Source organism: Caballeronia sp. SL2Y3 (assembly GCF_022879575.1).
Classification (GTDB): Bacteria; Pseudomonadota; Gammaproteobacteria; order Burkholderiales; family Burkholderiaceae; genus Caballeronia.
The window spans coordinates 2,095,979-2,119,819 of sequence record NZ_CP084260.1 but is presented as its reverse complement, the minus strand read 5'-3'; the positions used below and the strand labels follow the sequence as shown (position 1 = coordinate 2,119,819).

Annotated in this window: 19 protein-coding genes; 13 read left to right on the top strand and 6 right to left on the bottom strand. The window is 59.7% G+C overall.

The annotated features are described in order from the left end of the window. The first annotated feature begins 3 nt into the window (after positions 1–3). On the top strand, positions 4–717 hold the full coding sequence (locus LDZ26_RS09960) for an ABC transporter ATP-binding protein (protein WP_244847092.1): 714 nt from the start codon (positions 4–6) through the stop codon (positions 715–717). A gap of 156 nt (positions 718–873) precedes the next feature. On the opposite strand, the gene LDZ26_RS09955 is transcribed toward LDZ26_RS09960, so the two are convergent. From LDZ26_RS09955 to LDZ26_RS09945, 3 genes are all read right to left on the bottom strand, one after another. Beyond that, positions 874–2,499: a hypothetical protein gene (locus LDZ26_RS09955; RefSeq protein WP_244847091.1), complete on the bottom strand. Its 1,626-nt coding sequence runs from the start codon at positions 2,497–2,499 to the stop codon at positions 874–876. A gap of 69 nt (positions 2,500–2,568) precedes the next feature. Further along, positions 2,569–2,961 carry a GtrA family protein gene (locus tag LDZ26_RS09950; protein ID WP_244847090.1) on the bottom strand — a complete coding sequence of 131 codons (393 nt, stop codon included), beginning with the start codon at positions 2,959–2,961 and terminating at the stop codon, positions 2,569–2,571. After that, complete coding sequence (locus tag LDZ26_RS09945) at positions 2,954–3,907, bottom strand: glycosyltransferase family 2 protein (protein WP_244849147.1); 954 nt, start codon at positions 3,905–3,907, stop codon at positions 2,954–2,956. Before LDZ26_RS09945 ends, LDZ26_RS09950 begins: the two co-directional genes overlap by 8 nt. 104 nt (positions 3,908–4,011) lie before the next feature. On the opposite strand from LDZ26_RS09945, the gene LDZ26_RS09940 reads away from it, so the two are divergent. The 9 genes from LDZ26_RS09940 (at position 4,012) to LDZ26_RS09905 (ending at position 16,645) form a co-directional block, all read left to right on the top strand. Further along, the gene (locus tag LDZ26_RS09940; RefSeq protein ID WP_244847089.1) at positions 4,012–5,607 is read left to right on the top strand and encodes a DUF2142 domain-containing protein; all 1,596 of its coding nucleotides are present in this window, start codon (positions 4,012–4,014) and stop codon (positions 5,605–5,607) included. Positions 5,608–7,142: 1,535 nt separating this feature from the next. Continuing rightward, the gene (locus tag LDZ26_RS09935) at positions 7,143–8,423 is read left to right on the top strand and encodes an integrase domain-containing protein (RefSeq protein WP_244847088.1); all 1,281 of its coding nucleotides are present in this window, start codon (positions 7,143–7,145) and stop codon (positions 8,421–8,423) included. 250 nt (positions 8,424–8,673) lie between these two features. Then, complete coding sequence (gene istA / locus LDZ26_RS09930) at positions 8,674–9,897, top strand: IS21 family transposase (protein ID WP_244847086.1); 1,224 nt, start codon at positions 8,674–8,676, stop codon at positions 9,895–9,897. Continuing rightward, the gene (gene istB / locus LDZ26_RS09925; protein ID WP_053572918.1) at positions 9,894–10,760 is read left to right on the top strand and encodes an IS21-like element helper ATPase IstB; all 867 of its coding nucleotides are present in this window, start codon (positions 9,894–9,896) and stop codon (positions 10,758–10,760) included. Before istA ends, istB begins: the two co-directional genes overlap by 4 nt. 1,100 nt (positions 10,761–11,860) lie before the next feature. After that, positions 11,861–11,995: a hypothetical protein gene (locus LDZ26_RS25535; protein ID WP_255774788.1), complete on the top strand. Its 135-nt coding sequence runs from the start codon at positions 11,861–11,863 to the stop codon at positions 11,993–11,995. A gap of 240 nt (positions 11,996–12,235) precedes the next feature. Beyond that, positions 12,236–12,880 (top strand): hypothetical protein, encoded by a 645-nt coding sequence (locus tag LDZ26_RS09920; RefSeq protein ID WP_244847084.1) that lies wholly within the window; start codon positions 12,236–12,238, stop codon positions 12,878–12,880. A 99-nt stretch (positions 12,881–12,979) separates the two neighbouring features. Continuing rightward, positions 12,980–13,633 carry a hypothetical protein gene (locus tag LDZ26_RS09915; protein ID WP_244847082.1) on the top strand — a complete coding sequence of 218 codons (654 nt, stop codon included), beginning with the start codon at positions 12,980–12,982 and terminating at the stop codon, positions 13,631–13,633. Between the two features lie 1,185 nt (positions 13,634–14,818). Continuing rightward, positions 14,819–15,484 carry a nuclease-related domain-containing protein gene (locus LDZ26_RS09910; RefSeq protein ID WP_244847081.1) on the top strand — a complete coding sequence of 222 codons (666 nt, stop codon included), beginning with the start codon at positions 14,819–14,821 and terminating at the stop codon, positions 15,482–15,484. Between the two features lie 687 nt (positions 15,485–16,171). Then, entirely contained in the window at positions 16,172–16,645 is a 474-nt protein-coding gene (locus LDZ26_RS09905; protein ID WP_244847080.1) for a hypothetical protein, read from the top strand. A 608-nt stretch (positions 16,646–17,253) separates the two neighbouring features. Here LDZ26_RS09905 and LDZ26_RS09900 read toward each other — a convergent pair. Genes LDZ26_RS09900 through LDZ26_RS09890 form a run of 3 tightly spaced genes read right to left on the bottom strand, consistent with a single transcriptional unit; the run spans position 17,254 to position 19,604 of the window. Continuing rightward, a complete protein-coding gene (locus LDZ26_RS09900) occupies positions 17,254–18,807 on the bottom strand; it encodes an IS66 family transposase (protein WP_244847079.1) in 1,554 nt (517 codons plus the stop codon). Between the two features lie 30 nt (positions 18,808–18,837). Continuing rightward, positions 18,838–19,182, bottom strand: a complete 345-nt coding sequence (gene tnpB / locus LDZ26_RS09895; protein ID WP_008343402.1) for an IS66 family insertion sequence element accessory protein TnpB — start codon at positions 19,180–19,182, stop codon at positions 18,838–18,840. Further along, complete coding sequence (locus LDZ26_RS09890) at positions 19,179–19,604, bottom strand: transposase (RefSeq protein ID WP_008343400.1); 426 nt, start codon at positions 19,602–19,604, stop codon at positions 19,179–19,181. The genes tnpB and LDZ26_RS09890 overlap by 4 nt, the downstream gene beginning before the upstream one ends. 525 nt (positions 19,605–20,129) lie before the next feature. Here LDZ26_RS09890 and LDZ26_RS09885 point away from each other — a divergent pair. The 3 genes from LDZ26_RS09885 (at position 20,130) to LDZ26_RS09875 (ending at position 23,785) form a co-directional block, all read left to right on the top strand. Then, complete coding sequence (locus LDZ26_RS09885) at positions 20,130–20,870, top strand: hypothetical protein (protein ID WP_244847078.1); 741 nt, start codon at positions 20,130–20,132, stop codon at positions 20,868–20,870. Between the two features lie 1,119 nt (positions 20,871–21,989). Beyond that, positions 21,990–22,838, top strand: a complete 849-nt coding sequence (locus tag LDZ26_RS09880; RefSeq protein WP_244849146.1) for a glycosyltransferase family 2 protein — start codon at positions 21,990–21,992, stop codon at positions 22,836–22,838. Next, complete coding sequence (locus LDZ26_RS09875) at positions 22,835–23,785, top strand: SDR family oxidoreductase (protein ID WP_244847077.1); 951 nt, start codon at positions 22,835–22,837, stop codon at positions 23,783–23,785. Before LDZ26_RS09880 ends, LDZ26_RS09875 begins: the two co-directional genes overlap by 4 nt. Positions 23,786–23,841: the final 56 nt, after the last annotated feature.

The following is a 23,841-nucleotide window of genomic DNA, read 5'->3' as shown; positions in this document are numbered from 1 at the left end:
AGCATGGCCTTTCTTAGCTTAAGTAACTGCAGCCTTAACCTGCCGGTCTATGGAGCCAGCAACCGATCGCTGAAACAAATGGTTCTGTCCGCCGCCACTGGCGGACGCATCGCGGCGAATAGCCGGAAGCTCACAGTTGTCGAGGCGCTGCGGGATGTAACGCTGGAAATCAAGGCGGGCGATAGGGTCGGCCTCGTTGGCCATAATGGCGCGGGCAAGACGACGCTATTGCGCATGCTGGCGGGCATCTACGAGCCGACGACGGGCCGGTTTTGCTCGAAGGGCCGAGTGACCAGCCTGCTCGACCTCACGCTGGGGCTGGACTACGAAGCTACCGGCTACGAGAACATCGTGCTTCGCGGCCTCATTCTCGGCGCGTCGAAGGCGGAGATGGTGCGACTGACGCCGCAGATCGCGGAGTTCTCGGAACTCGGAGATTATCTGCAGATGCCCGTTCGCACGTATTCGAGCGGGATGGTGCTGCGACTGGCTTTCGCCATCGTGACGAGCATGCATGCGGATGTGCTGCTCATGGACGAATGGCTGAGCGTCGGCGATGCATCGTTCGTGAAGAAGGCGGAAGCACATATGACCAAGTTCGTCGGTAATGCGGACATTCTGGTGCTTGCGTCCCATAACAAGGACATCATCGACGACCTCTGCAATATGATCGTCGAGATGGAGCATGGGCGGGTGAAGGACGTTCGCCGAATCTGATATGGGTGAACGCCGGGCGTCGTCCACTTTCGTGAGCGAGGCCCGGGCCGAGCTGCTGCATCTGATCTTCGACGGCGGCCCAGCGAAGCGCAAAAGCCATGCGCTATTGGCGCGCCCACTCGCGATACGAAGCGTTTTATCTTCGCGAGCGGTCAACTACCGCGCACTCGCGACGCGGCACCACTGATACGGATAGACGCCCGCTCCAATCCGGGCGTCGTACAGCTTGCAAGAACCGACGTCGAGCACGAAGCCATAGTCTGCGAGAGCAGTCTTCGAGTCCGCTATCTCGCGCGCGTTTCGCGCGGAATCGTAATCGCCTTTGTCCAGATAAGCCGGGATCAGCGCATACACCGGTCCGCCGCGCGAACGCGCCATCGCGTGAAGCCGTTCGTCGTATGCAGGCCGCGCTTGGGGAAAAGCTGATCGGATGGTGGCGAATGCGACCGATTCGGGGAACAGGGGCACGAGCCACCCCAGCGGCGGGTCGCCGGCGGTCAGGATGACCGTCGTCCTTTCGGCAGCGGAGAGGGGAGGCAGATCGATAGAAAACATTCTGCCCGACCAACGTTCATGCCCCCACGAATGCGCGCCGCCAGCCACGACCAGGACGGAGCAGGCGATAAATGCTCGCTTGGCTAGCCTGGTCGCTCGCTCATAGGTCGTCGTCTGGCGAAGCATCAGATAGATAACGAGAGGCAGACAGAGCTCGATCGAGACAAGGTAGCGCTGAATGCTGAAGACCTTCATCCACACGACATAGCCGATTGCGACATACGCGATGACGTATCGGCCACGGGACGGCAACGGCGGACTCTCTTTGTGTCTAATCCGCCCAAGTGCGCGCGCGCCCACCCACCACCAGAAGCAAACGTAAGCCAAAGCCCATATCACTTGATGCAATCGGGCTTGTCCGACACGGCGCGGATCAAATGAAAATATGAATGGCCACGCGAGGGATTCCCACACGTTCTTAGGAAACCAGACGGTATCCACGATCGCCACCGATGAGGTGAGCGGACTCGGAAAGATGGAACTGAACTGCGGATAGAGCGGATTGCCGTACCGATGCCACATCTCCACGAACCAGAATCCCCCAGTGAGCGCGAGTCCCGCCAGGACGCCCACGCCGAACAGGAACGCGGTCAACACTCGCCTAGGCAACGAGACGGGAGCGACGAGCAGTCCGACGCAGAGCGCGACTGAGAACACGGCTGTCGTCAGCTTGAGGCCGGCGCCTGCTCCGGAGACGAATCCTGCGATCACCACCATCGCCATGACGCGCATGCTGGACTGCGGCAGTCGCGGCCACACCTTCAGCAGCATGTACAGCGCGCCGAGGCTGAAAAGCGCCGTCGTGTCGTCGCCCATGCTGTTGCCGATGCCAGACAGGAAGTTGGCCGTCAGACAGCCGGCGATCGCGAGCCAGAAAGGCGTTCGATACTTCGCAGTCTCGGGCAGATCGTCCAGCGTGAGACGGCAGATTCCGAGCAGCAGGACGAAGTTCAGACCATGCATGACCCCCATGATGAAGCCGACCAGCATCGCCGGCAGATGCATCGTCATCAGGTAATACGGCACGTCCAGCAGCGGATTGAAATAGCTCTGCATACCAGCAGGAGCCAGGTCGACCGACAGCCTTCCGTGAAGAAAGGCAAAAGCGTTGTACAGGTGATAGTTGCGCAAGTCCCAGTTGGCGTCCGCGCCCTGAGCCACGGAGAACAGGCCGAAAACCAGCGGAACGATCCAGGACGCGCGCATGAGCGACCGCGGGCTGTTCATGTCGATGCGTCGGAATCTATGCGTCCGATCGCTTGCCGTTGTCGTATCCATCGAGATGTGCAGTGCTTCTTAGGTTCTGAAGGCCCAGAACTTGGCTGCCGCGAAATTCACACACATGCCTGCAAGCGAACCGATGGCGACTGCCGTTCCTGGGCGATAAGCGCCGTCATGCAAAAAGTGCAGGGCGATCGCGTATGCGACGTAATTGACCGCGCCGCCCGCCGACATCGCGAGCAGATATTCGATCCATTCGCGCCAGGCCGAGCGTCCTGTGTCCGCCGTGAACGTAAAGCGCCGGTTGATTCGCCAGGTGACGAAGGCAGCGCAAAGGAACGAGATGACGCGTCCGAGGTGCGGCCCGGCGCCAAGGCCCAACGCCGCATAGAGCACGCCAGCGTCGACGAGAAAGCCAATGGCTCCCGCAACCCCGAAGCGAACGAACTGAGACTGCCAGTCAGTCATTGTCGATTTCACTCGGAAGCGGGGGGACGGACAGATAAGCGAGGTGCTTCATCTCATTGCGCCCCCGTGTGACGGTATCCAGCACGATGCCGCAAATAAGCAGGATGGCGCCCAGCAGCATGAGGCCGCTGCTCAGGATCACGGTAGGAATCCTCGGTACCAGCCCCGTCTCGACGAAGGTTTCGAACACCGGAATCGCGAAGCCGACCGACATCAGCGTGCAGACGACGAAGCCGGCCGTGAAGAAAGCCCGTGGCTTTTCCGACTTGAACAACCTGCCGATCATGAGCAAGATCCGCAGTCCGTCGCGATAGGTGTTGAGCTTGCTCGTCGAGCCTTCCGGGCGCGACTTGTAGTTCGTCACGATCTCTGCAACCGGCATGCGCAGGCCCAACGCATGGACCGTCAACTCGGTCTCGATCTCGAAACCCGCCGAGTGGGCAGGAAAGCTCCGGGCGAACCGCCGCGAGAAGACCCGGTAGCCCGACAGCATGTCCTTGAATGTCCGGCCGAAGATGGCAGCCGCGCATTGCGTCAGCAACACGTTGCCGAACCGGTGCCCGAGGCGATAGGCGGTTTGCTCGTCGGACAAGCGAGAGCCGACCACCATGTCGAGCCGGTTGCGAAGAAGCGTCTCGATCAGCGCGGGTGCCGCCGACGCATCGTAGGTTGCATCGCCGTCTACCATGACGTAAATGTCCGCATCGACGTCTGCGAACATCCTGCGCACGACGTTGCCCTTTCCCTGCAGCGAGACGGATATGACGCTTGCGCCCGCATTCCGTGCGACGCCGGCGGTGTCATCGCTCGAATTGTTGTCGAACACGACGATGTCCGCGTACGGCAGACTTGTTCGAAAGTCGCTCACGACGGTCGCAATCGCAGCGGCCTCGTTGTAGCAAGGAATGACGACAGCGGTGCGAAGCGGTTTTGTGGATTGAAGCATAGACACTCGACATTGAGTACAAGGCTGCGGCTGGCGAACGAGGGCTGCGCCGGCGTGCGTATTGTAGTCGTTGTGGTCGGCCGCTCGACAAGGCGTGCCTGGGTATGCGGCTGACGACGGCTGGCAATGCGCTGCGCTTCGCTCGACCGGGACCGCCGGCGAAGGACAGCAGCGCGCTAGAATGCCGGCCACCGGCCCTGATAGGCGGGCATGCGCGGACTCGAAGCCGCTGTGGATCCCGAACTCAATCGAACTCAACTCTCATGCCGACGGAATCCGCTTCAACGTTTCACCAGATTGCGCGGCTAGCACTTGCCGTAAAGCTCTGCGCGCTATTACTGGTCTATTCGCTGGCATCCGGGCTCTTTCTTCTGCTGGCTACTCCACCGTTTCAGACGCCGGACGCGCTCGCGCATTTCTTTCGCTCCGCGCAGATCGCGGAGGGTCATTGGTTCGGACAGAGATACGACGATACATCGGGCGGGGACGTCGACGCTTCGGCTATTGCCTTTGCGAACGCGTATTCGAAGATTCCGTTTCACGCGGACGTCAAGGCGACGAATGCTTTGCGAAAGGCCACTGACGACCTCGTCTGGTCCGGGCGCATGGAAAGAGTCGGCTTTCCGAATACCGCGATCTATCCCGCGTTCGCCTACGTGCCGCAGGCTCTTGCCATCGTTGCGGGGCGCGTGGCCGGCATGCGCGTCCACAGCACATATGCGCTCGCCTGCGCAGCGGGGCTCCTGTTCAGCATCGCATTGACGGCTCTGGCTGTCGCCATTTCTCGCCGCACTTCCATTCTCCTTTTCGCGACCGCGTCATTGCCGACCACGATGATGATCTATTCGTCGGTGAGCCAGGAGGTCACTGTGCTGCCGCTGTGTTTCCTCATCATCGCTGCGATGGACAGACTGATTCACGATCAGCGCCCGTTCGCCGGCAAGTACGCTGCGCTGGTTGTCGCGGCGCTCGTGATCTGCATATCGGCGCGGCCGCCTCTTGCAGGTTTGCTCGTCATGGTGCTGCATCCGGGACTGAACATGTCCGGCCGGCCGGACAAGTATGAGTGGAGTCGCCGCCTCACCTTCATTGCGATGACGGTCGCGTTGTCGGCCTTGGCGGTGATTGCGTTCGGATACCACGCGTGGTCCGACTTCGGGCCTTCTCATTCGGTGTCGGGGCAACTCCTCTATCTTTTCCATCATCCCGGCCAAGTGTTTGCAATCGCCGCCACGACATTGAAGCTGAACGGAGTCTTCTATTTCCAGAGCTTCGTCGGCGCGCTCGGTTGGCTGGATACCTACTTTCACCGCGGTTATTACGTCGTCGCATTCGTGATGCTTTGTTTTGCGTTGGCCGTCAGTGGTCTGATTTACGGTGACGCTCCGACCGGCAAGCGGGCGCTATCAGCGGTTCCGCTTCTAGCGGTGCTCGCAACGATCGTCATGATCTTCGCATCGCTTTACCTCGCGTGGACGGCGGTGGGCGGCACAGTCGTGGACGGCGTGCAAGGCCGTTATTTCCTCGCGGTGTTTCCGCTGGTTGCCCTGGCCTTGCCGTCACTGCGTTCGCATTCGCCCGCGCAGTCACGAGTTCTTGTTATGTGCCGCTCGCTCATCGTGTTCTTAGTCGCGATATTTCCGCTGTTCAGCTTTGCTTCGCTTGTTCCGCTGGTCATTCAGCGTTTCTACCTTCAGTGAACTCGACGTACTTATTAGAACGACGCAGCGCAACCGCGCACGAGTCGATGACCGTCTGATGATCGTCTATCGCCGCACCGTCGGCTCGTTGCACGCACGTCGAACGCTCGACTCGCGGTGAGGGGTGCCGAGCCAGCGAGACCGAGCACCGGGCACAGTCGGGAAGAAGCTCCGCAATGGTTATTGAAGGCTTGCCGTTGCGAAAGGGGTGTTCCAAAACCCGGCAAGATGAGAATGGGAACTCGCATCGTCGTTCTACCGCCGACGGTGCAATTCCCCGCTCATGCCGACCCAGTGAGATAGGATGGGCGCGCCCAGGATCGCCTACCACGAATCGGGTGCGTCGTGCAGCGGAAAGGGAACGTTTTTGCGCTTCTTTTCGCCGATCGGCCTATATCATGATAATTCCAATGTGCAAAAACTTGCCGCGTCAGGGAGTGCATTTACCGCGTGCTGCTCGCGCTAACCTACGGGAATGTGCAGAAGCTGAAGGCTGCACTTGAAAGCGTGCAGTTGCCTTCTGCTCTTGCCAAGGTCGACCGCTTGGACTGATCCTCCATAACCACTGTCGTACGACGGGAACGACCATGCGGGAACGAGCTAGCTTTCGAACAGACCGCCGGAAGCTGCGAGCACCGAAGCTTTGGGATCATGCCCGGGAGCGTATCGACGTAGCACCGTTGACAACCAAGCGGCGCTGAAGGCCGATGTACCGATGTCTGCAGGATATGGCTGACCAGGCAGGTCCCAGTCAGCGCCGGTCGCGACGAAGGCTGAACGGAAGGGCGTTTACTGGCGATGCATCGGTTCCGAATTATAGCGGCAGCCCTCCTCGTACTTGAGGATGCGCGCCGGCGCATAGGCCGAAAGGGGTATCGAAATCGTGAGCTTTCCACCGCCAAATCGGCGCTAGAAAGCGCATCATCCAATTCACCTATCCGCGTTCCAACGCATCGACCTTAGTGCAACGCACTACATTTCTGTTCGAATAGCGTCCGACGGACGCTACCTTCTTCGCCCGCGCAGTGACCCTGCGATCTGGCCATGTGCGCCGTGCCGAAAACTGAGTGCTCGGAGAACGGCGTCAGCACTGGCTTTGCAAGCGAAACGCAGTTTCGCATCGTCTGAGAACAACTTCGCACGGACAGTGCGAACGTCACTTATGCCTTTCGTCGAAGGCGACTCTCGCCAAGCTTGATTCGCGCGGTTCCAAATCGAGGCGGCCGTGATGAACAAGCTCGCAAGACGGGAAATCACTTGCACCTCGTGTGCGGATTTCTGGATCCCATTCTGTCGGCTCGCGCTGCCGATACCAAAAAGCGCAAAAGGAATTGCTTGGCTCGACAGGCTAACGCCTGCGGTCAAGTAGCCGTGCTTCGGTCTATCCGACGCATGGATCATCAGGCGGCAGTGCTTCCCTGCGCCGGGCGAATCGAAATTTGATCTCTAAGATCCCGGAAAGCAAAGCGTGCAGTATTTCTACAACCCGGGACGTTCTTCTGATAGGTGAGAACGTCGCCTTTGATGCGACGGTCATGAAGATCCAACTCAGTTTCTCACCCCTGTTGGACAACGCGGGGCTCCCTCAGCGGCTCACCAAAGAGCTCGCCGAACTTTTCAATCGCCACCTTTCAAAACCCCATAGCACGACGCGCGTCACGTCGAACGCAATCTCCATCAAGACGCAGACCTATCGCGTGCGGCATCTGATTGCCGGCTTCCGCGAACTGCGAAAGGGCGGCTTCGCATTACAGTCGCCTTGGAATCTTTGCGAAAAGCACATCGCCTTTCTTGTCAAGCTTTGGGTCGCGGAGAAAGACCAGGCGCCGGGCACGGTCGAAAACAAACTGACCTACTGGCGCACGCTCGCCGCCTGGATGAAAAAGCACCAGCTCGTGGGCACCGTCGATGACTACATCAAGCGGCCCGACGGTTATCGCCGCTATTACGTGGCGCAGGAAGATAAGTCGTGGGAAGCTGCTAACGTCGACGTCAACGAAGTGATCTCGCGGCTTTGCGAGCATGATCGGTGGGTCGCCATCCAAGTCGAATTACAAGCGACGTTCGGCTTGCGAGCCCAAGAAAGCATGCTTCTGCGTCCACTGCAGTGCCTGCGCGTCTCGGGCCACCTGCACGTGATCGATGGTACGAAGGGCGGCAGGCCCCGGCTGGTGCCGATCGATGCTGAATGGCAGTACGAAGTCCTCATCCGTGCAGCGAGGCTCGCAAATCCGCGCACCGGCTCAATGGTTCCGGAGCCCTGGTCGCTCAAGCGGTGGTACCGCCATTTCTATCACGTCCTCCAGAAAGATGGCATCACGCGTAGTGGCTTGGGCGTCACAGTTCACGGACTGCGCCACGCTTACCTCCAGAAGATGTACGAGGATATAACCGGGGTGCCGGCGCCGATCAAACTGCCCGATCATCGGCCCGATCCGGAACTCCATCAAAGGGCCATGCAACAGCTGGTCGAAGCCGCGGGGCATAGCCTTGCAGCGAAGGCGACGGCCTACATCTCGACCTTCGCGACGGCGGAGCGCCTATCGCGACCTGTGGTGACTTTCGAGCGGGCGATTGCGGCTCTTGATGCGGCGAACGGCGTCAAATCAGAGGCGGCAAAGCGCCTGAAAATCTCCAGGCAGGCGTTTTATCGGATACTTGCAAAAGGCGGCCCGTTGCCGACTGCAACGCCTGCAAACGCCGCCGAGACCGGAGCACCGGCAACATCGGCGCCTAAGGAGGTCCTCCAAGGTCCACCGTTGGCTCTGACGGTCAACAATGCCACACCGGACCAGCCTTCACTGCTCGCCGAATAGGGTTGCCGTCGCCATCCGACGACGTGGCAGTCGTAATCATCTGCGACGGCTTTTGTCCTGAGATGCAGTCGATGGTCGACGCTTGTCGCGATGTGTCAGCGTCGGATAGATACTCCTCATTTTCGTCGAAGTAAATTTCCCCAGTTTTTTGTTTGGCGCCGCCGCGTAAGCGGTGGCGCCCCGTCGATCACCGACCATATAGGCCTTCGCATCCGTCGGGGAGATATCGGTGGTCGAGTTGGGAGAGGTTATGACGATTCTGGAATTGCATCGGCAAGGGCTGAGCATCTCGGCTATCGCCGCTCGACTAAATATGGATCGCAAGACCGTTCGCAAATACATTAAGAATGGTGTGCAGGCGCCTCGTTATGGTCCGCGTGCGCCGCGTCCTTGTGTCGTCGATTCGTTTGTCCATTACGTGACCGAGCGTGTGCGTGAGTACCCCGAGCTGAGCATCGAACGAGTTTTTCGCGAGGTTCAGGCGATGGGCTACGTCGGCGGCCGCACAGCATTGGGTGATTTGATCCGAGAAGTTCGTCCACCCAAGCAGCGCGGCTTCGAGGTGCGCTTCGAGACGCCGGCTGGAGCTCAAGCTCAGGTGGACTTTGCCCACTTCAATGTCGAATTTGATGACGTCCCTGGACAGCGGCGCTCGATCTGGTTGTTCTCGCTCGTGCTTGGACACAGCCGTTATTTGTGGGGCCGCTTCGTCGAGCACCAAGACCTTCAAACGGTTTTGCGCTGTCACATGGAAGCGTTTGAGCACATCGGCGGTGTTCCTCGAGAGGTGCTTTACGACCGCATGAAGGCGGCCGTGCTGGGCGAAGTCGAGAAGCACATCGTCTACAACGCAAAGCTAGTCGCATTCGCGCAGCACTATGGCTTTGCTCCGCGCGCATGCAAGGCATATCGCGCAAAGACTAAGGGTAAGGTCGAACGCCCATTTCGATACATCCGTCAGGACTTCTTCCTCGCTCGACGATTTCAGAATCTTGCCGATATGAATCGCCAGTTACGTGAGTGGCTTGACTCAGTAGCCAACGTTCGTGTGCATGGCACGACGCACCGAGTTGTCGCGGAGCATTTTCGCGAGGAGCGCCCGACGTTGCTAGCGCTTCCCGCCGGTTTGTTCAATGGCGTGATCCGACTCGAGCGGCGTGTGAGTCACGAAGGACTCGTCTCAGTCGGCGGAAACTACTATAGCGTGCCCGATCGAACGCGCAAACGCACCCTCGACGTTCACAGTCTGGCTCACGAGATCCGTATCTACGAGCAGGGCGAACTGCTGGCAGTGCATCCCGTGCTGGAAGGCCGACGACGAACGTCACTGCTGCCTGGCCATAGACGCTCCGGTAAGCGCAACCCGCAAACCAGACGCGCGCTTCCACCTTCGAAGGCAGGCGTCGCGCGGCGGCCCCTATCGTTCTATGATCAGGTCGCAAAACGCCTAGCCGACGCTGGGAGGCACGCATGAACAGCGTTCCAAGCTCGACTGTCGAGCGGATACAGCGTTACCTCGTTGGCTTGCGCATGCCACGCGCGCTCGAAGCTCTAGATGCCACTCTGAAGCGCTTTGAGCAGGGCGACAGTTCAATGCTCGAAGTGCTCGAGACGCTGCTGGGCGAAGAATTCACTACGCGCGAGACACGGCGTATTCGGATGGCACTACAGACAGCAAGACTGGGCACAATCAAGACGCTCGCCGGATATGACTTCAGTTTCCAGCCGAGCCTTGATCGTGATCGGATCATGACGCTGGCGCAGCTGGATTTCATCGAGCGGCGACAGGCGGTTCATTTCCTCGGGCCGCCTGGAACCGGTAAATCACACCTTTCCATCGCGTTGGGTGTCGAAGCGGTCCGCGCCGGCAAGAGCGTGTACTTCGGCTCGCTCGCTGAAATCGTCAACTCGATGGCGAAGGCCGAGCGCGAAGGCAATTTGCCGCAACGCGTGCGCTTCCTCGCGCGCAACAGCCTGCTTATTGTCGACGAAATCGGATATCTTCCCATCGGCTCAAACGGCGGCAACCTGTTCTTCCAACTGATCAACGCCTGCTATGAGCGATGCGCGATTATCTTGACTTCCAATCGCAGCTTCGGTGAATGGGGCGAGGTATTCGGCGACAGTGTCGTTGCAGCAGCACTGCTCGACAGGTTGCTGCATCACGCGATCGTGGTACAGATTGAAGGGTCTTCCTACCGTCTGCGCGAGCACGCCGATTTGCTCCCCGACCATTTACGCAACCGTCCATCATCTCTACACTCGGCATCCGCCGAAACGCCGCGCCGGCGCCCAGGCCGCCCCCGGAGGAGCTCACACGATCCCGAGAACGGCTGATCACCACGCAAATACAGGGTGGGGATTTTTACTCCGACAGTTTTGGGGAAACTAGGTCCGACGTTGACACGATGGACGGCCATCAGTCCAGTACCCAAGGCAGGCGAGGAAGAAGCCGTGCGCTTGCCTATACCCGCGTTGCTCGTCGCCTTTCGCCGTGTCGCTTGAGTTGCACCACCACGGAGGGGAAACCACCGTTCCCATTGACCGGGGGCATTTCACCATGTGGAAAGCGTGCCGAATAAGGGGGGTGTGAATATTCGGCACGCTTTGTAGCATGCTGATTAACTAGAAAAATCAAGGTGTTGGCTCACACTAAGAACGAAGAGGGACGCTATCCGGATAGCGTTGCTCCACGCTATAAGTGCGGTTCGCAGTACTTGGGTCGCCTCGACCTACGCAAGTAAACATGCAACATTCCGGCCTTAACGCGCTATCTCACGATATGAAAAGCATGCCGAATAAGGGGGTGAATTTCGGAACGTCCTGCAACAAATCAGTTTCCCATATAAATCCAGCGGTTGAGTGGGCGTAGAACGGTACGCGACGATCTCCCGGTGAACGTTGCTCGACGCTAGAACGCGGGCCCGCAGTTGTTGCGCGCCACGACCTAGGCAATTTGGCTACACGCAACACGCCGGCGAGGCCGGCGCCCGTCGGAAGTCTGGTCTGCCTAGCCATCTAAATCCGTCCGCGCCGGACGTGAATGAGTGTAATGACGAGGTAGTCGCAGAGTGCATGACCGCAGTCGTCGCCGGTTCGATGAGGTGTGGACCCATGCGATCGCATGGTCGTGCTCGTCCGGGAAGACGCGTGCAGATGCGTCCCTTGAAGCGTGTCGTCTTTTCGCCGGTCGTAGTTGTCGTGCACGGACTGTTTCTTGACGGGCAACCGAGCATTGCGGACCCGATCGCGCCGTTTCAAAACGTGAAAACCGTGCCGGATAAGGGGGGTGTAAATATTCGGCACGTTTCGGAGCAGGGCAGTTTCGCAATGAAATCAGACGGTTGCCTTTGCATAAGAATTGAGTGGGACGCTATCCGGATAGCGCTGCTCGACGCTAAGAATCCCGGCCCGCAGTACTTGCGCCACGACCCGGCATGGCGGTGATCGTCATCGATCCTCTTGTGCATCACTCGACGATCTTCGAGTTCAACGTCGAATGTTACCGCCGCCGCAAGGCCGGAGACAAACAGAACGCGCAAACGCCGGCCGTGCTGCTTGACGTTCTCTAGCGACGGTTTCCGCATCCCGGCGGTAGTCGCTCGGTCACACCGAACGATATCGCCGAAAGCTCGCATCCGTGGGAACTGCCTGTTTGCGATCGATATCACGGTCGCGCGAGGGAAAGAGATATGAAATTCGTCACCATAGTCCGTAATCGGTCGACTGACGCCCTCTACTATTTCCAGTGCTGAGCTGCACCCGGTTTCATCACGGGTAGTAGCGGACGACTAAAAAGGGAGGTAGTACCAATGGATGTGTGCGGGCACTGTGAACACGAGAGAAGCGATGAACTCTCCAAGGCCATACATTTACGCCTTGGTTACCGAGGATACCTAGGTAACCTCGACGGATTGACTGCAAAACGGCACAGATACATTGACTTCGCACATCACTTAAACGGCATCCTCTTCCGTTTCCTAGGAGACGACTTCGTTCTAGAGGAGGAATTGAGCGTGTTTGTAGGTCGGCCGTTTGCTACCCCAGTGATGCGCGCCGATAGCGTCCTCGTGACCTCCTTCGGGGTGTTCGTCATTGCTCGCATCAGCGCCAGCGGATACATCACCAGCGACGAGCAGCCTGGGGCACTCGGCGCACGCCACGGACTGGCCAATCGAGACGTTTTCAGCTATGAAGACCCCGCCCCCGTTGCGGGCGCGCTTAAGCTCGTCCTCAGAGGTTTGCCAGTCCCCGTCGAGGCCGTCACCATCTTTGACAACCCCGACTGCAAACTTGAAAACGCGCTCCCACTCAACATGTTGAAGCTGTGCGAGCTACACCACTTCTTGAGAGTTAAGGAAGAGCAGATGCGCGGTTACTATCGGCGAGTCGATATGGAAGACATATACCGGCGATTGCGAGCGTGTTGCAACAGACCAATTCACGGTAAGCATTGACCCGTGCCGTCCCATATCAGCTCGGCCCGCCACGCAATAGCAGCGCTCGTTACCTCATGACGGAACCCGGTAGTACCCGCAACCCAGCGATTACCTCGCATGTCACAATCTAACAAGATGAGTATGCAACAGCAATGCGCAACCTGTGGTTACTGGCACGATGCGCCCTTCATTCCAACGCGGGCCGTGCTCGGCCACCCGAAGGGAAACCCACGTGATACAAAGCCAGAGGAGCGACAACGAAAGATTGAAGCGTTCACTAGAAATCTGGGCGATGTCATGTCATCGATTGGCGCTGGCCATGCCCACATTGTTCAACAGCTCACGGTGCTGACGTCGCAGGGGATAACTGGTCCCGTGGCTCAAGCAGACTTCGTGGTTGTGACAGGCATTGGTGTGTTTGTCATCAGCCGGATGGAGGGCCATGGTTTCGTCAGCCGCGGCGAAGATCAGCACAGTCTGGTAGTGCAGGACTCAACTGGCGACATCCGCCGTTACAGATCGCCATTAAGATGCACCATGGCGGTGGTTGGCTTCCTGCGAGCGCTTTTCGCCGACTTCCCGGCTTCGATTGAGGCGCTCGCCGTCTTTGACGACGAGCGCTGCACGTTGGCTCGCGCGCTGCCGACGTCGCTAGTTACGATGAAGGAACTCGAACACTTTTTCCGCATCCGTCAAGACGCTGCATATTGCAAGGGCTGGAACTTGGAACGCAGCAAGATGACCGACCTGCTGCTCAGCGCTTGCAAGTAGCGGTGGCGGCCCACTAACCAACGCTCGATTGCGCCGACGCATTCCATCATCACGACCGGTGAAGGCATTCTCTTTGGGGAGCGTCTGCAGGCGTTCCCCCGAAGTTTCGCGAGCGATTCCTTGCGACGCTTAGCTATGTCGTGGGGTTGTGACGCCCAACTTCGCGCATCGGCGACGTGACGTAACCGACGCGCTTCGTTCGTATGTTGGTCACCGGCGCCAGTCCGCGAACTAGCATGCACGCGGGATGTCCAGAAAAGGCCACTACTCATTGCGTCGGCGGACTCATTAATAAGGAATCCAAATGCATTAGGCGGGCTTTGCGTCAACTTAAATCAACGTTTCACGCAGTCGGAAAACGGTTGCGTCAGCGCGGGTTGTAAAGCGACGTCTAATAAACGTGGTCGACCGCCGAGCGCGGCGGAGCCCTCGCAGGCTCGAGGTGTTGGAGGCGAACACTGAGATCGAAATCCGGCCTCATGCCGTCCCTATGCCTTGACATCGTGAACTCACAGGCATGCTGGATTTGTCCCAACGAGATGAGTGCAGACATGCCAATACACAAACGTTCCTGCCGCGCGCATTCCGCCCAGCGACCGGCGCCGACCCATGCTCGCGGTTCGATCGAACACCCGTCCGACCGCAAACGCACTCGCACGCCAGTGCGTGCAGCGCGCAAGCATCCCCTCCGGCAAGGGTTAGCACGATCAACAGGTCCGTCTGCCCTCAGCATACCGTCCCCAACGGTGCGTCTGCCCGCACGGTGCGCGGACGCCGAAATCCGACATCTTGAAGCGGTGATTCGTCACGTCACTCGCGCTCACGGCCCGTCTTTACATGCCTACCTGCCTCAGTCTTATTGGCTCGCACGGCTAGAGCGACTCAAGCAAAAGACTTGCCTCATCCCAACTCAGCAGCAGCGCATCGCGGCATTGCGAAGCTTGCTGCTGGAAAGCGAGCCGCACGAGTGTCAATGCGCGTAGGTTCGCCTGGCGGTGTTTTCATAGCGCAACCTATCCACCTTCTTATTGGCCAATTACCGCTCGCGTCACTCAAAGATGCTCGGTCGAGCTATGCCGCCAGGCGCGGTCGCGCGGGTGGCGGCCTGACTTGCAAATGAGACCGCAGTGGCATGCGATGACTTCCCTTGAAAGTCACCCCTATCAACGAAAGCCGAGGGACCAAATGAGAAAGCACAATCAAGACGGAATACCGACGCACGACGTGCCGAACGAGACGGCCTGCGCCGCTGACGATACCCTCAGCCATTCCCCGAGGACAAGGAAAGAGGCGACCAACGGTACGGAACGCCGTCAACGCGTGAGCCAATCGTTGCTAATGCGCATCGCGCCGATCTTTCAGCATGCGTGCGATGGCCGGGCGCATGTGCGCCATTCAATCGAACTCGAACATGCACCGGGCACCAAGAACCCGACAACACAGGTTGATTGCCTCGCGATCACACCGTTTGGCGTGTTCGTCGTGAACCACTTCCACTGGACAGGCCTGGTCAAACCGGGACCCAACGACGATGAACTGGCCGTCGTCGATGACCGTGGCGACGTGACGATTCATACGTCGCCGCTGCGCCGAGCGAAGCCGGCCGTGCGGCATTTGCGGTCGGTGCTGTCTCAGCATGACTGTCCGGTCGAGAGTATCGCCGTTCTAGGCGAAGCGGGCGGCAGCCTGCATCCGACCGTGCCGGATGGCGTCTTGACCTTGCCAGACGTGCACTACTTCGTGCGCACGAGGTTGAACCGCTTCCGCGCAACGCACCGGCGCTATTTAGATGTGGACAACCTCGCTTCCCATATCGACTGGCTTTGCTCTCGCGGGCGCTCGCGCCCGTGATACCGGTACCCGGAATCGCTGTTTCGTTATATCGCAGCGCGCCCGCCACGTTAAACCAGAGCCAACCCTCGAAAGTTGTCCGTGGCGCAGCGTCGGGCAAACCGATCTCTATCGCGCTCGAACGGCAACCGCCGCTTGAGCTGCCCGCTCCGTGAAATCGATATCCGCCAGCAGACAGAAAAGACGCCGTTTTTACGAAGCTTTCCAGCGGAAACGATCAAATGGGGGCGCTATATTGGTTGCACCTACCGCGTATTCACGCATCGACCTTGCCAAGCGCACGGCTGACGCGCGCTTGCCACTCCTTTTATGCCTGGCGGCTCGGGGAAAATGCAGTCCCGGCTCGCACGCGAGTTTATTGAGCAACCCGCCACCGTTTCCCATCGTTGTATCCGAGCGCTGGTCCCCAGTCGCGTCGTCCTTCAAGTTTGCGTGCAAGACAAGCGCGCTTGCGGCTATGAACGAAGCCGTTGTCTCACACCAACACAGTTATCTGTTCGGCGGACACGCCTGCGCACGCGTGGTCGCAGGACGTTGCTCGTCACCGTATTCAGCATCTCGCCGCCACGCTGGTTCGCTGCGCGATCAGTGATGGGTCGCGCACGATCCACCGCTGTCTTATTTCACCACCGTAGTCTGGCCCGGCAAACCGCCGAAGGCCGCTACTTTATTAGCCAAGGAGGCTTTATGAAACTCGCCGTACTAGAAGTCCGCTATGCAGGTGGCTTGATCCTGACCGACCGTGTCGTCGTTCAGGCGTCATCCCGCATTTTGCTGCCGCCGCGCTTGAGCGCGATGCTTACCGAACTCGAGAAGGCAGAGCGCCGCTCGTCGATTCGAGTTTCGGTAGACGGCGTCACCTATCGCGTAACAGGCGCCCCCGACGGCGAACTTGCGGTGGGGGCCAAACTGCCTTTGGGTGAGCGTCTAGTCACGACGCTGAAAAGTGTCGCAACTCCCAATCGCGCTCAACGGCGACTCAATCGGCGCTTCGCCCATATGCTGAGTGCCTTTTCGTTGATCGGCGCGTGCTACCTGGTTCAGTCAAGCAAGGACTGGGACGCAGGTGTCATCGTTGAAACCGCGTTGCTTTGCGTCACGTCCGCGGCTCTGTTCATCATCGGACATATGTGCTTTCCGGGTGACAACGAATCGACGTGACGATGATGCTGAAGCTTGCCTCATTGGCTTCTTCTTTGCAGTGGTTCGGCCGTTCGTCGACGCGACGTTGACTTCAAACTCGATCGACGTTGTTTGTGCAGACCACGCCGCTTGGCGTGGTCTGCCTCATTGCCGACTGGCGATTCCGCTCGCGCCACTTACGGGTCCAATCAATCCGGGCACTCACGTCTTGCTCAGAATTCCGGTCGTCACAGCCGCCGGGCCATGCGCCGCAGTGCGCCCTTCGTTGCTCCAGCGACAGAATCCTCTAACCGTCAATCTCTAAGGCGTTGTGCAGCCTCCGGCGTCGGCGTACTCGAACCGGGATGCTCTGCTTTGCCCGGCCTACGAGGGCCGGGTTAGAAGACCGACGCACAGCGAGATGCAAGGGCGAGGGTGCCTCCGGTGCCCACGAACTCAGTTGTCGTTGTTGGCGAGCGGCGTTCGTCGGCAACGGGACGCTCATCACCGTCACCGCTGCCACAACCGAAGAGCAGCGACGTAACCCCACCGTAAAAAGTAAGCACCTCGCGACGGCCGTTCGCAACGGGACGTTCGCGTGAGGCATGATCGGGGAATCAGGCTACGTGCTTCTCACTGGCCGGCAGTCAGGCAGTAGACGCGGGTAAGTCAGGGTGCGGAGGCAGCTTGCTGGCCATGTTCCAGGGCAGCAGTTCATCGACGCGGTTGATGGGATGGTCCGCGATATGAGTCAGGACGTATTCGAGGTAGACGCGCGGGTTGATCCCATTGAGCTTGCAAGTTCCGATCAGACCGTACATAGCGGCGGCCCGCTCGCCCCCGCTGTCGGAGCCCGCGAACAAGAAGTTCTTCCGGCCCAGACTCACGCAACGCAGCGCGTTTTCGGCCAAGGCGTTGCTGATCTCGGCGCGGCCCTCTTCGCCATACAGCACGAGGGCATCCCACTGGTTGAGCGAGTAACGGATCGCTTTGGCCAGCTCGGATTTCTTCGACAGCGTCGTGAGCTTGTCCGTCATCCACGCCTTGATCGCCGCCAGCAGCGGCACGCTTTTCTCCTGTCTTACTCGCAGCCGTTCAGCGACCGGTTTGCCACGGATGTGAGCCTCGATGCCGTAGAGCTCGCCGATCAATCCGAGCACCTGTCGAGTCGCTTCGGTGGGCGTGCGGGCGTGAACGTCGTATATGTACCGTCTCGCATGATCCCAACATGCAACCTCACGGACCTTCCCGCTCTCGTACAGCTCGTTGAAGCCGCCGTAGGCGTCGGCCTGCAGGATGCCCTCGAATCCGGCGAGATGGGTCTGTGGATGGATGCCCTTGCGGTCGGGCGAGTAGGCAAACCACACCGCAGCCGGCTCCGTCGAGCCCGAACGGCTGTCGTCGCGCACGTACACCCAGAGTCGCCCGGTCTTCGTCTTCTTGTTGCCCGGCGCGAGCACCGGGATCGGCGTGTCGTCCGCGTGCAGCTTCGACGTTGCCATCGTGTAGCGGCGCAGCGCCTCGGTCAGCGGCCCGCAAAGCGCCTCGCACTGGCCGACCCAGCGTCCCATGCTGGCCGGGTCGAGCTTCACGCCATCGCGCGCGGCAATCTGCGACTGCCGGTACAACGGAGTGTGGTCCGCGTACTTCGAGACGAGGATGTCGGCCAGCAGGCTTGGATGGGCGATACTGCGCGTGATCGGCAGGCCAGGCATAGGCGGCTGCGAGAAGTGGTGGCCGCACGGACAGACCGTCTTGTGTCGGATCGTGCGAATCACCTTGAACATCGCCGAGACGCGAGCGAGTTGCTCGGACACATTTTCTCCGAGCGGCTGCATGGCGCTGCCGCACTTCGGGCAGGTCGCGTCGGCTTCCAGCACGCGCTCTTCGCGTGGCAGATGCGGCGGCAGCGCTTCTTTCGGCGACGCGTCACCGACAGGCGTGCTCGCACTCGATTGGCGAGCACGTCGCACATCAGCGACGCCACGCTCACCGGTCAGATCCTCAAGGGCGGTCTCGAGCCGCGCGACCTCGCGGTCCAACTGCTCGGACTTGCGTCCGAACTGCATGCGCTTGAGCTTGTCGATCTGCGCCTTGAGTTGCTCGATCTCGAGATCGCGCTCGGCAAGCTGGGCACGGGCCTCGGCCAGCAAGGCCCGCAGGGTTTCGACATCGTCAGGAAATTCGGCGCCGTTCGACATGCGGCGCAGTTTACGAGCCTTCCGGGCGGTTTACAACATCGACATTGCAGCGGTCCGACGCGGCTGCCGCCAATCGATGCCTTCGAGCAACATCGACAGTTGCGCCGCCGTCAGATAGACCTTGCCGCCATCGGTCTGGGGCCAGACGAAACGGCCTCGCTCAAGCCGTTTTGCGAGGAGCCAGAGCCCGTCCTCGGTCGCCCACAGGACCTTCACGAGATCGCCGCGACGACCGCGGAAGATGAACACGTTGCCGCCCAGCGGATTCTCCTCGAGCGCCGTTTGTACCTTCGCCGCCAGTCCCTGGAATCCGCAGCGCATGTCGGTGACGCCTGCCACCAGCCAGACGCGTGTACCCGTAGGCAGCGCAATCACGATCGCACGCTCGCTAGTACGACCCGTAGCGTATCGGCATCGACGACGCCGTCAACCTTGACGACTACGCTGCCGATTCGAATCTCGATCGTCCCGGCGAGTGGCGTCCGATTGCCAACGTCCCGTGCTTCCGGCGTCATCGCCACGTGCGCGGGCAGCGTATCATGGACCACCGCCACTGGAATCATGGAAGTCGTTTCGGCCTGCAATTGCTCGCGATACCGACGCCGCCATGTGAACAGCATGTTTGCATTAATGCCACTCTCCCGGGCCAGCTTTGCGACCGACACGCCAGGCTCACATGCCGCGGCCGCAAGCCGGCGTCGAAATTCCGGATCATGGTTCGGGCGTCCCTTGCGGCTACCCGGCTTGGCTTCCGACTCTGTCACAGTGGTGTCCATCAAATCGAAAATGATGGGCACTACTTTGATCTCGTGCCGCGCCGGCGTCTACGACGGCCGCCGCGAGGTGCTTACCGTAAAAACAGCATCGCGCGGAAAAAGATCGGCGCCGGGCTAGCGCGCTGGCTTTCGGAACGTGCCAGCCGAGGCTTCACCAAGCGAGCCGTCGCCCGCACTTTCGTATCCGCCCCGCGATCTCCTCTTGCGGTCAGCGCACGCAGAGACGCCAGGGTTGACTAGCGCGCGCTGAAAGAACAGGAAGTGGCATCAAATCATCGCGTCATTGCATGGTCTTCACCGTGTCTCGCAAATGAACAACGAGGGAGAAAGATGGCTGCAAGAATGTGGGTAGCTAGGACAATGGACGGGCAAGAAGTCTCCGCCGAGACGATCGGTTGTCTCCAAGATCCTCCGCCGTTGAGATGTGTGTCTTGCAGCGCGCCCGTCAGTTACGTTCCGCAGCACGCACGCGAGAGTCGGGGCAAAGCCTACGCGGTCAAGGCTTATTTCCGCTTGTTTCCGAAGGGGGCGCATAACGAGCGCTGCATGTTCGATGTCGACGAGCAACTAAAAGTCATTGCGCGTCGTTCGTTTGGTCTCTTGCAGGCCATCGAACGAGGACAATATCGTTTTCGGCTGCTTGCGATTGATGATATACGCGACGTAGACACGGATTCAAAGCGTTCGAGAATATCTCCGAAGGGCGATATGGCAGGACACGGCAGTGCGTTGTTTTCAAGCGACCCTCGCCATCTTCTGTCTGCCTACATTAACGCGGCGAAGCGAGTTATTGAACTTCGAAGTTTGTGTGCGAGCGATTCCGATCTGAGTGAGCGTCTCCAGTTCGTCTTCAATGGGATGTCAGTAACCTGGGAAGACTTCTATTACGACGAAGCGCGGTTCCTCGCAGCCTATCGTTGGCTCGGTAAGACTGCAACTTCTTTTCCGGTCACGCTTGTGGGTACGGTGTCCAACATAGAGTCCATTGAAAGACATGGTCGATCTTTGTATGCCTTGCATATGAAGCCGTCAGCAGCACAGCCATATTTTCGTGACTCAACGGTGGGAGAACTCGCGCGCGCTACGGCATGGACCAGTCAAGCTGAATGGTTGCATCCGCTCAAGCGAAACGACACCGTGCTCGTTTTCGGCCATTGGCGGCATGCGACAGCCAATACAGTTACGACCCTTGCACGCAATGGCGATAACATCTTTCGAAAGTACCTGGAGCGGCAGTTGTCAATCTGGCTACATGTTAAGTCTCAGATATCGCGGATAGATGGGTAGTGGGCGATGGGGTCGCCATAGGTATTATCGTTACGTGGCGTCTGTTGAATAACGATTGTTCCGGATCTAGCGCGCGCATCGTTGCCATCGAAGGTCCGGTATGTTGCTCACTGCAGTCGGGCCCACGCGAATCGGAGCGGCAGCCTTACCGTTGCGCACCCGTCCTAGCAATAGCGCTTGAAAAGATTGTGATTGGACTTGGGTGAACACAAAGCTGGTCGTGGCGTCCGCGCGGACGTATCCTCAGTCGCTGCTCCTTTTCGTTGGGGGCTGCCAGTCATAGCACGCGTGCGTCCGGCAGCACTCAGGCTCCGAAGGCCCTCGCGGAAGCAGCGTCCCAGAGCCGCAGGCGCATTAATAAAACCGATTCGCGGTGCACGCTGTTAGAGAAGAGCGGAGAGCGCGCGCCGGCCGCAGCGTTAAACGCTGACAGCAACGGCGCTTGTCCGCGTCGTTGCTTGTATTAGTTTCTTGTGGCGCATCAGTGATGTCATTGCGCGTGCAATTCCATTGTGAAAGGGGAAGCGAGGCGCAGGGGTCACGGTACGGAGTTAATCTGTGTTGAACCTAGGCCTCTTGCTAGTCCTGAGAAATCCAATCCTCACCCCAAGAAAATGACCGGATATGCCAGTGTATTCTTGCGCGATCGACACCAATGGTTCCGTAATAGAGATGAGATTGAAGCAGCGAGTAAGTCAAGTGACTTGCTGCGTCGAATTCGATTTCGGCGCCTCCTGAACTGCGGGTCCACCTGTTCACAACCGTCCTCCCTATCGGAACTTCGAAGCACACGTCGTTCTTTCAACGTGACGGTGACGCGGCGGAGGCCGCGTCATGCCAATCAGAGAGAGTAGCCCGCGCGCTTGCACGAGCCCAACGCTCATACGCTGATTGCTCTCAAGCATTTGCTTCGCGCATGAATTCACTAACGTTTGAAAGAGCGCCGAGACGAGCACCTTCGGAGAATTCTCGGTTCGCAGGCGTCTAGAGTAGCGCAGGGCCATCGATCCCGCCGGTTAGCCGCGTTCGATTATTTCCTACGCGCGGCCGATTTCAGGGAAAATGCCGCATGCGTCGTCCGACAAAACATGCCGCAAATCCAGGATTCAGTCACCAAGGATGCAGTTGAACTCCCAATACGCCAGCGCAGGCTCAGCCCCATTGATAAGCGTATCTCTCGTTGTGTACCGCCCGCATCGGCAACTCCTCGTACGCACGCTGCATACGCTCGATACCGCGCTGCATCGCCTGTCGCTTGCCGATCAAAGCGCCTCTGCACCACTGTATTTAATAAACAACGGCACAGACGATGGATTCGACCTATCCGCGTTTGCCCGGGAAGCTGCGCGCCAGACTCACGTGATCGAAGGCCAGGGCAACGTCGGCTACGGCCGCGGCCACAATCTAGCCATCGAGCGCACGTCTAGCCGTTACCATGTCATCCTGAACCCCGACATCGAACTAGACGCTGACGCACTGACCCACGCGCTCGCCTTCATGGACGCTCACCCGGAAGTCGGTCTTCTTTCGCCGCAGATCATCGAAGACGACGGCAGCCGACAATTCCTCTGCCGCCGCTACCCGACAGTGTTCGACCTCTTCATTCGCGGCTTCCTCCCACGGAGCCTGAGAAAGCCATTCAAAGCGCGACTCGCGCGATACGAAATGCGCGACGTGATCGGAGACAAGGACATCGTCTGGGACCCGCCCATCGTCAGCGGCTGCTTCATGCTGTTTCGCACCGAAGTCCTGAAGAAGCTCGGTGGCTTCGATCCGCGCTATTTCCTCTATTTCGAAGACTACGACCTGAGCCTGCGCACGCACGACGTCGCGCGCGTGGCCTACGTGCCGTCCGTGCGCGTGCTGCATCATGGCGGCGACGCGGCCGGCAAGGGCTGGACGCACATCAAGCTCTTCATCGCGTCGGCGTACAAGTTCTTCAGCCGCTTCGGCTGGAAATGGCTATGACCGGGCGCATCGCCGTCACAGGAGCCAACGGCTTCGTCGGCCGCGCGGTCACGCGGGCGCTGATCGACGCGGGCAGAGAACCGCTAGGCATTGTTCGTCAGAGCGCGGGGCCGCATACCGTTCAAATCGAATCGCTCGATGCCATCACGCCCACCGTCTTCGAAGGCTGCGATGCGGTGATTCACCTCGCCGCGCGCGTGCACGTCATGCGCGACGCCGCCGCCGATCCGCTCGCCGCGTTTCGCGCGGTCAATGTCGACGGGGCGCTCCAGACCGCCGATGCCGCCCGTCGCGCCGGCGCGACGCGCTTCGTCTTCGTGAGCAGCATCAAGGCGCTCGCGGAGTTCGACCACGGCGAGCCGCTGAAGGAAACCGACGAGCGCCGTCCGCCGGACGCGTATGGCGTCTCCAAAGCGGAAGCCGAAGTCAGGCTCCAGGAGTTCGGCGCGCGCACCGGGCTCGAAATCGTGATCGCGCGTCCGCCGCTCGTCTACGGGCCCGAGGTGCGGGCCAACTTTCTGGCGCTGATGCGGGCGATCGCGAAGGGCATGCCGCTGCCCATCGGCGCGGTGACGGCGCAACGAAGCCTCGTCTATGTCGATAACCTGGCGAGCGCGCTCGTCGAATGCGCGACGAATCCCCGCGCGGCCGGCCACATCTTCCACGTAACCGACGGTGAAAATCCCGGCGTCGCCGAACTCGCGCGCCGGCTCGGGCATCATCTGAAGCGTCCGGCGCGTCTTCTGCCCGTGCCGGTCGGGCTGTTGCAAGCGGCGGGACGGCTCACCGGCAAAACCGCGCAGGTCGAGCGGCTCACCGGCAGCTTGCGTGTTGATTCGGCGCATATCCGCGATGTGCTAGGCTGGCGCCCCTCGTACTCGCTGGAGGCGGGTCTCGCAGCCACCGCCGCGTGGTTTCTCCAGCAACGTGCGGCAGAAGGACGCTAATTCCCGCCGGGTCGCGGCGAGTTAACGTCCGGTAACAACCGATAAGTGGCGGTAAC